Source organism: Rossellomorea aquimaris (assembly GCF_020171925.1).
GTDB lineage: Bacteria > Bacillota > Bacilli > Bacillales > Bacillaceae_B > Rossellomorea > Rossellomorea aquimaris_F.
In genome coordinates this window covers 291,021-304,726 of the sequence record NZ_JAIVAR010000002.1, presented here as the reverse complement: position 1 = coordinate 304,726, position 13,706 = coordinate 291,021, and the positions used below count along the sequence as shown (strand labels likewise).

The following is a 13,706-nucleotide window of genomic DNA, read 5'->3' as shown; positions in this document are numbered from 1 at the left end:
AATAAAAAACCCTCAGTGATTTTTACTGAGGGTTTTAAGTGTTATGTTAACTTTAATCAGGATCATACTGGTTAAATAACTTTTTCATATAATTTATTAGATCTTCTCTAAGCTCTTCTTTTTGAAGGGCAAACTCCAAAGTAGTTTGTACAAAACCTAATTTTTCACCTACATCATACCTGTTCCCTTCAAATTCATAAGCAAAGACTCTTTGAATTTGGTTTAGCTTCTCAATAGCGTCGGTTAATTGAATTTCTCCGCCAGCGCCTACTTGTTTTTCCTCAAGGAACTTAAAAATTTGAGGAGTAAATACATACCTACCTATTATTGCCAGGTTTGAAGGTGCAGTACCTTGTGGAGGCTTTTCTACAAATTCTTTAACTTGATATAGTCTGTTCATTTGTTCAACAGGGTTGATAACACCATAACGGTGAGTTTCAGTTTCAGGAACTTTCATCACACCAATTACAGATGACTCGGTTTCTTCATATTGATTAATCAATTGTTTCAAACACGGGGTCTCTGACTGAACTACATCATCTCCCAAAAGAACGGCAAATGGCTCATCTCCTATGAATTTCTTTGCACATAATACAGCATGCCCAAGACCCATTGGAGACTTTTGCCTGATGTAGTGGATATCCACTAAGTTAGTTGCTTTTTGTACTTCATCAAGCAATTCAAATTTTCCTTTTTCAATCAAGTTATTCTCAAGTTCGGGATTACTATCAAAATGGTCTTCAATGGCTCTTTTACCTTTACCTGTTACAATAATAATATCTTCAATCCCTGCTTCGATTGCTTCTTCGACAATGTATTGGATGGTCGGTTTATCGACAATTGGCAGCATCTCTTTCGGCATTGCTTTAGTAGCAGGTAAGAATCTAGTTCCTAATCCGGCTGCAGGGATAATTGCTTTCCTTATCTTTTTATACAATAATCTTCACTCCTAGGAACATAAAGTATTCAAATTCATTATACCTAATTTACCGGAAAATATAAAACCAGAAAGCTTATCATTTTAGTAATATTTGGATTCTTCAGCAATAACTAAACCTATTTTTTTGTTTTCTTTCCAAATCTTATCATAATAGTTTAGAGGTACTTGTCCTTCAAGGATATAAGGACTTATTTCTATCGTAAAGCTTGGATATCCCGTCTGTTTGATGAACCAATCCTGAAAAGCTGCTGAAGGTTGATATACCGCCCTCACTAACGAATAACCAGTAATATCCCCAATTTTAGAAGCCAATTTATAATCTCTTCCATAATTATCCGTCTGGTTGAAAAACCAATAAATAATCTGTCCGGAAGAATGATATGTTGCTGAAGCCTTGAAATTATGCTTGTTTACAAAATTGGCCATAGCAATTGCTTCAGGTTCTGTGAACGGGGCAGTACCTTTATAATTTTTATAAGAAGGCCTCCCTGCATTATTGGATATATTTCCCCAATCTGCCGGGAACTGTCTATTAATGTCGACACCTCTAATATTTGCTTTCCATGAAGAGAAATCTGTGCTCAAATTATTAATTCTTAAAACCTCACTAGGGTTCATTGCACTTTTATACCCTTTCTGTACTAGTGTGACACCATCAGGATTAACCATCGGTACAAACCAAATACTCGTTTCATTCAATATCTTTCGTACATTTTTACCTTCAAATAATTGATTATTATGATAGGCATAAGCATAATTATCTAACATACTCATAACAACATTTGTTGTCATGTGCTCCCTTGCATGAGTTGATCCATCAATTAAAATTTCTTTATTTCCTTTACCAAGTTTTAAAGCATATAGTTTTCTACCATCGATCGACTTACCAATCGTAGTTAACTCAGTATTATCAGGATACATGCTCGCAATGGCATATAAATCCTTTTCCATTTGTTCATAAGAATATACTTGGCGGGGATTGACAATTAGAGAAACCTGTTTCTTTGTTCCCGGAGCATAAATAAACCCTTTTCTCCCGGAGAAATTAATTTCATACCAACTTCCAAGTTTATCTTCTATCCTAAAGGTAGTATTGGAACCAATTTTTCCTATTGGCATAAGTTTTCCATATGAGTTATCATACACACTTAATTCATCGATAGAGGTGACAGTATAACCAATATTTTTTCGAGAAGAGAAATGAGGCAGTGTATTTGATCGATATGGAGACGTTGACTCTTTCCAAACATAAGCATGTTTCCCCATAAATTCAATTGTATGCCAATTCCCAGCATCTCCAATTCTTTTATAGACTTGGCCCTTAGTTAAAGAGCCAACTTCTATTTGTTTACCATTTACATTCATAATAATTTCAGTATTATCATGTATAACTTCAAAATACTGGTCACTAGGTATAAATTTTAATTTCACTGCGTCCTTATAAATGAATCCCTCAATATTAGAGAAATTCACTTTATACCAATTACCCACTCTGTTAATATAGTTGAATTTACTATTCTCCCCCAGAGAAGCAATAGGTTTAAGAGTACCTGTTGAATTATCATATACTGTTGCACGTTGAGATAATGTAAAGGTGTTCCCGCCACTAACGTTGTAAGAATTTTTCTTAGTGATGACGTTAGGGATTGTAGCCTGTTCCCAAACGTATGCTTTTCTCCCCATTACATGAATTACATGCCAATTCCCCGCATCTCCGTCTCTTTTGTAAACCATTCCTTTTTCAAGATATCCTATTTCTTTCTGTCTCCCATTTTCATTTACCACTATTGGTACTATCTCTTTATCTATTTCAAAATACCGATTATGTTGTGTAAACTCTGGTTTTAGAGCTGTTTGATAAATATACATTTTTCTTCCAGCGAAAATCACTTCAAACCAATTCCCAACTTTTTTTAGCACCTGAAGATTCACACCAGAATTTAAGCGGGCTATAGAAACTAATTTCCCTGACGAGTTATCATAAATATCCAAATCTAACACAGTTTGAGCTGTGAATGTTTCTGTAGGCTGATTATAAGTTGGATGAGCAATGTTCGAAACATAGGGATCTGTGGCAGATTTCCAGACATAGGCTCTATGCCCCATCACTTCAATTACATGCCAATTCCCCGCATCATCGGTCCTCTTATACACGTGTCCTTCTTTTAAGTAACCAATTTCTATTTTTTTCCCGTCTTTGTTTATTATTATAGGCACTTCAGGTTGATTCACTTGAAAATACTTATGAGAAGATTGAAACTCAATTTTAACAGCTGATTTATAAATATACGCTTTCCTTCCTAAGACATTTACTACATACCAATTTCCACTAGACTCGATATACTTTAACTCTTGTCCTTTAGTCAGTTTTGCGATCGCCGTCAGTGAACCAGTTGAATTATCATATGCAGTAGCATCTTCTATTAACTTAAAAGTATGTACCGCTTCTTCACTTATGTAATTCTTTGAAGAAATATCCACTAAGGTAGCTGCTGGTTTCCAAACATACGCTGTTTTCCCTGCAAGTTCAACTTCATACCAATTTCCGACAGTCCTAATCTTTCGGAAAATCTCTCCCAATTCCAATTTACCTACTCGGATTAAGCCCTCACCATCATTAGAATATAACGAGGTATTTCTATCATTAATTTGAATATAGTCATAATCGGTATCACGTTTCACAAAATTAACTGAATTTAATGGTAGGAACCCTCTACGCCCTGAAATCTGGATTTCACCCCAACTATTCTTAACATTAGAAAAGCTGAGTGTAGTATCCTTGTTTAGCATTGCAAGTTTTCCAGAACTTAAAGAATTCTCTTCGTATATCGTGATATCTTGTATACTAGTAAAATCTTGATTTAGATTGTTTTCTTCATTTTTGGAAATAGGGACTTCTGTAGAGTCTATAGCCTGAGTAGCTTCTTTCCAAACATACCCGAGTTGATTCCCTATTTTGATTTCTAACCAGTTCCCTAAATCCCTGATCAAACGATACTTCCCATTTTCCTGCAATTTACCAATAGGAAGCAACTGATCGTTTGAGCCTTTTACATAGATTGAAACATTTGATACAAGCACTTTAAACGCTCTCTCTTTTTCGAAGGAATACTGATAAGTATTAGGTTCGCTCTCGGGATTTACTTTCAAACTTTTTACTATCAACTCTTTATTTTGTTCTTTAGAAATTTCATAAGGCTGCTGGCCTATAATAACTTTCCCTTCTGCATTTACTTCTGCTTCCATCTGATTAAGAACCTGAATAGTACTTCCATTCTCTGTTCCTACTAATGTATCACCATTGGCTAAAACTACTTTAGTATAACTTTCATTTACTTCCTCTACCTCTTCAGATTTTTTTAATACCTTGACTGTAGCCGCATTTAAATAAAATAAATTTTTGTTAATTGAAACGGAATAGGTATCGTCTTTGAAATAATTGCCATAGAACACTGAACCCTTACTAATATTAATTACGGAACCATTATCACTCGTAGCTTCAATATCACTAGACGTTTCAAATTTCACATACTCTGCTGCCTCTGCTTGATTTACATTTGAAACTATCGTTATTAGTAATACGAGAACTACTAGAACGTGCTGATACTTAATTCTCAAAACTTTCTACACCCCTCATGTTGTTATTATAGTTAACCAACGTAATTTTATATTTACAATATAAGAATTTCAAGTAAATATTTTCATTATATGACACTCCTATGTATTTCTAAAAATAAAAAAGCTTGATCTCAGAATCTCCCTTCCACTGCAATCAGCGGCTATGAATTATCATTTGTAAAAATTAAAAACCGAACTAACTCCCTTAAGGAAGTTAGTTCGGTTTTCACTTGGACTAAAACACTGTCCCAGTCCCTTTTTATTTAATTTCTGCTTGTTAAAACCGCAATCAAGAATTTTGGTAGAAGTATTTGTCTTTTCCATCTCCAAGGCTCTTTCAGTAAACGATAGAACCATTCTAAACCAAATTTCTGCAAAAATTCAGGAGCTCTGTCTATATTCCCTGCAATAACATCAAATGATCCACCTACACCTTGGTAGATACTAGGGGATGAAGTGTTCATATTTTCCAAAATCCAGTTTTCCTGCTTTGGACTACCTAAAGCTACAAATATGATATCAGGGTTAGCGTTATTAATTTTCTCTTTTATATACTCTTGATCTTGTTCATATCCATCAATTACTCCAACAATTCTTATAGAGGGAAAGTCCTTTATCAGTTTATCTTTAGCTGTTTCAGCCACACCCGGTTTTCCTCCATACAGGAAAATACTTTTACCATTCGATTCACAAACTTTACAGAGATGCATCATCAAGTCAATTCCTGTAACCCTCTCTTTTATCTTTCCGCCCTTAAGTTTGGAAGCGACCACAACACCTATACCATCAGGGATTTGGTAATCAGCATTATTAAGCAGAGTTAGAAGTTCCTTATCTTTTCTGGCTTTCATAATTTTTTCCGGGTTAATTGCAACAATAAATGATTTCTTATCATTCTCTATATCATTCAAGATTGATGTGGAGATCTGTTCATAATTAAATGTACAGACATCCACCCCCAAATAGTTCTCTTTCATATTATCACCTATTCTGGCAGTTAAGAATTGTTAAATGCTTTTTAATATTTTTAAGAGTTTTTAGAGTCTCCCAGGACTCTAACTTCAAATCCTTGTTTCTCCCAACTTTCACGGTTTATACAATTCTTGGTGTCAAACACCATCTTCGTCCGCATGTCATCCGCAATTACAGAAGGATCAAACTTCTTAAACTCATCATGATCAGTTAGTATAAGAATAATATCTGCATGTTCTGTTGCTTCATGGATGTTTTGAGTTTGGCGTTCCAAATTATTTTCTTTTATATGAGGATCATATACCGAATAATCAAGCCCTAATTCTGCTAAATGTTGAAGAACTTCAATGGCTGGACTTTCACGCATGTCATCAATATTACCTTTAAATGCAAGACCTAATACCGCTACACGTCCGTGAATAATTTGTTTATCTTCTAAAAGTGATTGTACTTTTTTAGCTGTGTATAATGGCATACCATCATTTGTATTTCTGGCTAAATGGATGATTTGCGCTAAATCAGGTTTTAATTCAACCAGGAACCATGGATCTACAGCTATGCAATGCCCACCAACTCCAGGTCCAGGGGTATGGATATTTACTCTGGGGTGAAAATTTGCTAATTTAATTGCTTCCCAGGCATTTACTCCCATTGAATCACTAATTTTGGCTAATTCGTTTGCAAAAGCAATGTTCACATCACGATAAGTGTTTTCAATTACTTTAACCATCTCAGCTGTAGTTGCATCTGTTAAATGGATTTCTCCTTTAACAAACAGTTTATACAAATCCTTTGTTAGCTCAGAAGATTTTTCATTAATCCCACCTACAATACGATCATTATTGACTAATTCTTCAAATACTTTTCCTGGAATAACTCGTTCAGGGGAATGCGATATATATAATTCTTCTCCAATATTAAGACCTGTCTTTTCTAACTCAGGCATCATGACTTTTTCAACAGTAAGTGGGGGGACAGTTGATTCAAGTATGATCAGATTTCCTTTTTTTACATACGGAACAATTGCCTCTGTTGCATTACGAACATATTCCAAATTGGCTGACTTATCATCGCGAATAGGAGATGGGACAGCAATAATAAATACATCAGCTTCTTCGGGAGTAGTAGCCACAGATAAGTTACCACTGTCAATTGCAGTTTCTAATTTCTCTGGAAGACCGTTTTCTTCTATATGGAGTTGTTTATTTTTAATTAAACTGATTGCTTTCTCATTAATGTCTACACCATGAACCTTCATGCCATGATTCGCGAACATCACGGCAGTTGGTAAACCAATGTATCCAAGTCCGACTACACACATTTTATTGAACATCTGTAAATCTTCCTTTCACCTTTAATCTATACAACACAAGTATATTTTTCATGCATTATCTATCAATTTCTTTATTTTGCACTATGAATTCTATTACGTCAATATGTTTCCCTTACCAACAAAAATTACAACATTTAATAAGAAGTTTATTTTTCGCAAATAGAGTAATACATTAAGCAAATAAGCTTTTATAGCAACGGATAAATTAGAAGTAAATAATTCCCCTCTATTCAAATTCGATGACCTTCTGTATAATGTAATATTGTGTAATTAAATCTAGACTACAAGTACATTCATATATATTTTTTCTGTTTTTTAAGATTTATTATTTTTTGGAGGGAGTAATAAAATGAAGGTCCTAATAACAACCGTTTTCACTTATCCACATTTAGGGGGACTATCTACACATGTACAAACTTTAAAAGAAGGCTTAGAACAAAGAGGACACGAAGTTGATGTCTTTTCGTTTAATTTATTGCCTGAATGGAAACAAAAGGGACTCGTTCAAATCCCTAGTTTCCTTTTGAATAAAGTGAAAAAAGGCTTGGGCTTCACTTTGACGCATGATATCCGACAAAACCTATTGACTCAATATATTAAAAAACATAATAAAAATTATGACATTATCAATGCACAAGATCCTTACGCTACTCTTGCTTCTATAGATACTGGCATTCCAACAGTTTCAACTGTACATGGTTATTTATCGTTTGAAGCAATAAGCAGAGGAACAATTATTGAAAACAGCAAGTATGATCAGAGGATTCGTGAAATTGAAATACAAGCATATCAAAAAACCTTAAAAAATATCACTGTTGACACTCGCATTAAAAACTATATTAAGGACTGCGCAGACGTCGATGCTCTAGCCATTAAAAATTTTATTAATGTAAACCAATTTAAACCAAGTAAAGATAAGAAAGCAGATCTACGTGATAAATATGGCTTTAAACAAGACCAGGACTTATTGTTTGTACCACGTCGCTTAACGAAGAAGAACGGGGTAATATACCCGTTGCTTGCTTTAAAAGAAGTGTTAAAAAAGAAATCAAATGTTCAATTAATATACGCAGGTACCGGGGAAGAAATGAAGAACCTTAAAAACTTTGTCGAAGAGAATAATCTTACCGAGAATGTTCACTTATTAGGTGCAGTCGATCACAAAAAAATGACAGACTATTATGCTCTTTCCGATGTTGTCCTAGTTCCAAGTGTTTTTAGTTCCGGTGTCGAAGAAGCTACTTCAATTTCTGCTCTCGAGTCTATGGGGTCAGGCTCTCCACTTATTGCAAGTGCGATAGGAGGGTTAAAGGAAATAGTAGAGCATAATGTAGATGGATTGTTAACCGAAGAAAAGAATGTTGAAGACTTGACTGAATCTATTTTATCATTGTTATCTAACCCTGCTTTCGGTGAGAAACTTGCTGAAAATGCCCGACAAAAAATAGAGAGAGAATACTCTCATTTAAGTGCAGCTAAAAAGTTTGAAGAAGTATATATGGTAAGTTTAGGTCAAAAATAAACTTTTTTAGCCAAGGGTCTTCCTGGACCCTTGGCTTTACTTATGACTCGTATTTGTTAAAAACGACTAGGCTACTCCTGCTATTAAAATTTTGCAATTTCATTCTTACTTAGTGAATTTTTAATAAATTCACATTACTATGTTCCTAATATATATGATAGAATGACATTACATTCTACCAATCTATGACAAAAAAGGAGAAAAACAAGTGAAAAAAACGTTGGTTACTGTCGCAGCTACTGCTGTGTTTTCAACTTCTTTTGTTGCTGAAGCCGCCGCCGCTACCTACAAAGTCCAATCTGGTGATTCCCTATGGTCTATTGCACGAAAACACGATATGACAGTCTCACAATTAATGATACTAAATAAACTTCAATCGGAAATCATTTACCCTTTGCAAATAATAAACGTATCTGATACACAGGTAAACAATCCTGATACTTCTTCCAAAAAAGAAACTGAATCTTCCATTCAACCACAAACTAAAACTTATACTATTCAATCGGGAGATACACTTATTGGGATAGCGAACCGCTACTCTATCGAACTAGGTGCTCTAAAGGAATGGAATAACATTACAAGTCATATTATTTATCCTGGTCAAAAACTAGTTGTTTCATCCATAAACAACACAGAAATCGGCAACACAAACACCTATCCTTCTCAAACAACTACACCAACTCAAAAAGATAACAAGATTCAAATCAGTGCAGATTATTACGAAATAAAACCGGGAGATACTTTATCTCATATTAGCATTCGAACAGGATTATCGGTCACTGAAATTAAAAAGATGAATGGTCTCTCGAATGACAATATTTATGTTGGGCAGAAAATAAGAATAAGCGCTATTCAAAAGGACTCTCCTACTGATTCAAAGACTGTTTCATCTACCGGTTTTAATACCAATACTTTGGTTAAAGTAGCAACATCCCTAACTGGTACACCGTATGTCTGGGGTGGATCTAATTTGACAGGCTTTGATTGCAGTGGATTCATTTATTACGCATTCAGCCAAGCGGACGCTGCTGTAAAGAGACTTTCAAGTGGAGGATACTATAATCGTTCTTATTATGTAAATACTCCTTCTGTAGGTGATCTTGTATTTTTCGAAAATACATATAAAAAAGGAATTTCCCACTTAGGGATATACCTAGGAAACAACCAATTCATTCATGCAGGAGATAACGGAGTCGAGGTCACTAACCTGGATAACCCTTATTGGAAATCCAAATTAGATGGATTCAAACGTTTCTACGAACTGTAAAATTATTTGGTTTCATAGGAAGAAGGAAGGTGCTCAAGATTTGAGCACCTTTCTTCTTATGCAAGAGCATTCAATTCTTTTATTCTATTTTTAATGAACTGAATATACTTATCATCCTGTTGCAATTCAAACACAATGACAGCCCTCTCCATATAGCTCTTTGCCAATTGAGGATTATTCAATAACTCTAGGTTGTATCCCTTGTGATAATGTAACTCTCCCAACAAGTAAAGGCTATCTTTATCTAAGCACCATTTGATGGCATCATCGCAATATTTATTCGAATCCTCAATGCGGTTCATTCTCGACAATACCCTTGCCAGATTATAGTACAAGCGTGTTTTAATTGTATAGTCATTCATATGGGGAAGCAGTTGCAGATGTTCCTTGATTTCTTCAAAAACTTCCAGAGCCTTATTCAGATCCTCTTTGAAATAGATGGCTCCAATTGTCAAAAGGATTTCCAATTCCCTTTCCAGCATGATCTTCCCTTTAAAGTGTGTGAGATGAATGGCGTTCTGAAGAGTTTCCATGGCTTTATCCAGTTCTCTGTTCACTTCATATAAATATATTCCTTTATGCCATAATAAAAGCTGTAAATTTTTATTGTTTTGCATAAATAAAGGGTTATTTAATTCCGCTCTTACAATATCCATCATTTCCTCATATCTGACACTTCTCCTAAGAATCTGCAATTGTTGAAATACTTCCTCGACATAGTCCAACCTCGGGGTTGTACCAATATTGAAAAAGTAGTTCACATCCACTCCTAGTTTCTGTGAAATCTGATATAATGTAGAGGCGTATGGGAACACATCCCCTTTTTCAATCTTGCTGATCTGCGCTTGTGTACAAATCCCCATTGCCAGTTCTTCTTGAGAAAGACCACTGTTCTTACGCAACTCTTTTATTTTTTTACCAACTGCTGCAAAATCCATACTAATCTCTCCTAAATATGCCTAGAGTTATATTTTACGAAGAAAATAAATGATAAATCTATATATACGCTTTAAAGTTAGGTAATTTGGCATTATAGCTGATTTCTTTGTTTAATTAAAATATGTTTTAATAATTATAACAGATACATCTTAATTTTATCGAATATTCAATCGAACAAGAAAGGGAGGAAAGTCCTATGAAAAGACGTTTTCTTACAATCCTTACCGCTTCTATCATTCTTCTTGGTGTTACAGGATTCTCGAATAACCCAGTAGAATCAGCGAGCTTCCAAATTCAAAAAGCCGAACTGCCAGATAACCCATATTAATATTTTACTTCAAAGCTTCCTGAGTGAGGAGGCTTTTTTTATAGAAAAGATTCTTATACGAATATGCTTAGAGTTATGAAAAAGAAGATATGTCTACATAACAGCCTTTATATTGCATTTTTTAAACTGACACTAACCATAAGTCAAATTACACACAAACAGAAAGCATGATAGGATAATAGTACAATATCAGAAAGGGGGCTTCATGATGAAAGATCTCAACATGAAAGTAAATCCTCTATATTCCGAGGTAGATTTGTCGATTCAGTTTCATTTCGAATTCAGTCAAGGTGAAAACAAGATCGGTGAAGCACTTGTTTCAACGTACTCCATCGCAAACAATTCTGAAACATCCGGACTCTCAGGCGTAATCAGTTACAGAAAAGAATCCAAATGTGCCGTGATCGACCGTTTTGAAGTCATGAACGACATCACCACCCCTTGTATGAACAAACTTCATCATTTCTTACATGTCATCGGCATGAAAGAAATCCACAACGGTTATGATTTATATCAAAAAGCATAAATAAGAAGAATAAGAAGGTACGTCCCTCATCGCGTTAACGCGATGAGGGACGTACCTTCTTTTATATAAGTGTATTAACAATGAGGAGGCTTGCGATTCTACTCGTCATATCCCGAATATCAAGCGTCGGATCGATCTCTACGATATCCATCGTCTGGACTTTCGGATGACGGATCGCTTCCTGGACCGCTTCCGAGAGCGTATCCGGATCCATCCCTCCTGGTCCGATCGCCGGGCAGCCCGGGGCGTACGCCTGGTCGAGTACGTCCATGTCGACGGATAGGTAGATGGTGTCGACTTTGGGGTCGAGGTGGGCTAGTGCCGACTGGATTAGTTCTGTGATGGGGCGTTGTCTGACGTCCTTCATCGTGTAGACGGTCACGCCTTGTTCAAACGCATAGTCATGATAAGCTTTGGCGTTCGCGTAGTTGCGGATCCCGATTTGGATCAGGTGCTCGCCTTTTACGTTCCCCTCTTCGATTAGTCTCCTGAACGGGGTTCCGTTGGTCGGACCGCCGTCTTCCGTGTTTCGGAGATCGTGGTGGGCGTCGAGCTGGATGATGCCCACCGTTCCCTTTGTTTCCTTGATCGCTTTCACGGTCGAGGTGGTGATGGAGTGATCGCCGCCGAGAATGACGGTCAGGGGTGCTATGCCCGCTTCGATGACTTCTTTCGTTGATTGGTAGATTCGTTGGTGGCACTCTTCAATTGATGTCGGGTGCATCGTGATATCACCGAAATCGATGATACTCTTATTGCTGATGTCCGTTTCTTCTTCTATGTTGTACGTCGTAAAGGAGTTCAGGCATCTTCTGATTGCGTCCGGTGCAAAGCTCGCGCCGGAGTGAGAGATCGACGGCTTTGAAAGGGGGGCGCCGATGATGGCGACCTCCCCTTTCACTCCTTCACTGTATGGTTGTAACAACTCCGCCGCCTTTGTCGTGTATCGATCCTTAAATTGCGCTTTCCCCGCAGGCTTAATGTGTTGAAATGTGCTCATGAAGCTTCTCCTTGCGGTAGATGATCCGTCCGTCTTTGATGACAGTATTCGTATGGTTCACGCCGTAGTGATACGGGACGTAATGATAGTTCGGTGCATCCCAGAGGACAATGTCTGCTTTGCGACCTTTTGCTAGTTTCCCAGCTTGTTCTCCGCGGTTGATCGCATACGCAGAGTTCACCGTGACAGCGTTCCAGATTTCTTCCGGTGTCATCTTGAGCTGTAGGGATGCCAGATTCATGATGAACTGCAGATTCTCTGTCGGCGAGCTTCCCGGGTTGAAGTCCGTGGACAGAGCGACTGCCGCTCCCGCTTCGAGCATGCCACGTGCGTTGGCGAACTTCCCTTTGTTTAAGTAGAATGATGTGCCTGGCAGGAGGACGGCGATTGTGTCCGTTTTGCCTAGTGCTTCTATTCCTTTTTCGGATGCACCGACTAAGTGATCTCCGCTCGTCGCCCCGATTTCGGTCGCCATTTCTGTGCCGCCTAATGGATCGATTTCATCCGCATGGATTTTGACGGAGAAGCCTTTTTCCTTTGCCGCCTTTAAAAATTGGCGTGATTGTTCGACCGTGAAGACACCTGTTTCACAGAAGATATCAACAAATTCGGCGAGGTTTTCCTTTTCAATATCGGATAGCATATCGAGCATTTCTTGGAGGAATTCATCAGAACGGTCTTTGAATTCCGGTGGGATCGCGTGTGCCCCCAAGAATGTGGATACAAGGTCGGCCGCGTGGTCTTCGTTCAGTTTTTTTGTGACACGGAGCTGCTTCAGTTCCGTTTCTTTGTCGAGGCCGTACCCGCTTTTGGCTTCGACGGTGGTGACGCCGTAAGAGATCATCCTGTCGAGGTGGAAGCGGGCTTTTTTCAGCAGTTCTTCTTCAGATGCTTCACGTGTTGCTCCTACCGTGGAAAGGATCCCACCGCCTCTCTTTAGGATTTCTAAGTAAGGAACACCTTGCTGCTTCAGTGCCATTTCGTGTTCACGCGAACCGCCGAACACAAGATGGGTGTGCGGGTCGACAAGACCTGGGGAAACGAGCTTCCCTTCCGCGTTGATCCGCTCGGTTGCTTTGTAAGTTTGGGCATCTTCGTGCGTTCCAATCCAGTCGATGAGCCCGTCTTTGATTCCGATGGCCGCGTTCGTCAGGATTGGGAGTTCACTCATTTCTTTCCCTTTTAAAGGACCGTCCCCATGGTCCATCGTAAGCAATTGTCCGATGTTTTCGATGATCGTGTCGAATTGTTTGGTCATCCC

The 13,706-nt window shown here is 37.6% G+C and carries 11 protein-coding genes; 4 read left to right on the top strand and 7 right to left on the bottom strand.

What is annotated here, in order from left to right; genetic code table 11:
- Window positions 1-52: 52 nt before the first annotated feature.
- The 4 genes from galU to LCM10_RS09210 form a co-directional block, all read right to left on the bottom strand.
- Window positions 53-937, bottom strand: a complete 885-nt coding sequence (gene galU / locus LCM10_RS09225) for a UTP--glucose-1-phosphate uridylyltransferase GalU (RefSeq protein ID WP_224875943.1) — start codon at window positions 935-937, stop codon at window positions 53-55.
- Window positions 938-1,021: 84 nt separating this feature from the next.
- Window positions 1,022-4,558 (bottom strand): M14 family zinc carboxypeptidase, encoded by a 3,537-nt coding sequence (locus tag LCM10_RS09220; protein ID WP_224875942.1) that lies wholly within the window; start codon window positions 4,556-4,558, stop codon window positions 1,022-1,024.
- 263 nt (window positions 4,559-4,821) lie between these two features.
- The gene (locus LCM10_RS09215; RefSeq protein ID WP_224875941.1) at window positions 4,822-5,535 is read right to left on the bottom strand and encodes a WecB/TagA/CpsF family glycosyltransferase; all 714 of its coding nucleotides are present in this window, start codon (window positions 5,533-5,535) and stop codon (window positions 4,822-4,824) included.
- Between the two features lie 50 nt (window positions 5,536-5,585).
- The gene (locus LCM10_RS09210; protein ID WP_224875940.1) at window positions 5,586-6,863 is read right to left on the bottom strand and encodes a nucleotide sugar dehydrogenase; all 1,278 of its coding nucleotides are present in this window, start codon (window positions 6,861-6,863) and stop codon (window positions 5,586-5,588) included.
- Window positions 6,864-7,212: 349 nt separating this feature from the next.
- On the opposite strand from LCM10_RS09210, the gene LCM10_RS09205 reads away from it, so the two are divergent.
- Both LCM10_RS09205 and LCM10_RS09200 read left to right on the top strand, forming a co-directional pair.
- Window positions 7,213-8,385, top strand: a complete 1,173-nt coding sequence (locus LCM10_RS09205) for a glycosyltransferase family 4 protein (protein ID WP_224875939.1) — start codon at window positions 7,213-7,215, stop codon at window positions 8,383-8,385.
- Window positions 8,386-8,593: 208 nt separating this feature from the next.
- Window positions 8,594-9,652, top strand: a complete 1,059-nt coding sequence (locus tag LCM10_RS09200; RefSeq protein WP_224875938.1) for a LysM peptidoglycan-binding domain-containing protein — start codon at window positions 8,594-8,596, stop codon at window positions 9,650-9,652.
- Window positions 9,653-9,708: 56 nt separating this feature from the next.
- Here LCM10_RS09200 and LCM10_RS09195 read toward each other — a convergent pair whose 3' ends face one another.
- Entirely contained in the window at window positions 9,709-10,590 is an 882-nt protein-coding gene (locus tag LCM10_RS09195; RefSeq protein WP_224875937.1) for a helix-turn-helix domain-containing protein, read from the bottom strand.
- Between the two features lie 197 nt (window positions 10,591-10,787).
- Between LCM10_RS09195 and LCM10_RS20630 the strand changes: the two genes are divergently transcribed.
- Both LCM10_RS20630 and LCM10_RS09190 read left to right on the top strand, forming a co-directional pair.
- Window positions 10,788-10,919 carry a hypothetical protein gene (locus LCM10_RS20630; protein ID WP_263621447.1) on the top strand — a complete coding sequence of 44 codons (132 nt, stop codon included), beginning with the start codon at window positions 10,788-10,790 and terminating at the stop codon, window positions 10,917-10,919.
- A gap of 205 nt (window positions 10,920-11,124) precedes the next feature.
- Window positions 11,125-11,445 carry a hypothetical protein gene (locus LCM10_RS09190; RefSeq protein WP_224875936.1) on the top strand — a complete coding sequence of 107 codons (321 nt, stop codon included), beginning with the start codon at window positions 11,125-11,127 and terminating at the stop codon, window positions 11,443-11,445.
- 61 nt (window positions 11,446-11,506) lie between these two features.
- On the opposite strand, the gene hutG is transcribed toward LCM10_RS09190, so the two are convergent.
- Entirely contained in the window at window positions 11,507-12,445 is a 939-nt protein-coding gene (hutG, locus tag LCM10_RS09185) for a formimidoylglutamase (protein WP_224875935.1), read from the bottom strand.
- Window positions 12,423-13,703 (bottom strand): imidazolonepropionase, encoded by a 1,281-nt coding sequence (gene hutI / locus LCM10_RS09180; protein ID WP_224875934.1) that lies wholly within the window; start codon window positions 13,701-13,703, stop codon window positions 12,423-12,425. Before hutI ends, hutG begins: the two co-directional genes overlap by 23 nt.
- Between the last annotated feature and the right edge of the window lie 3 nt (window positions 13,704-13,706).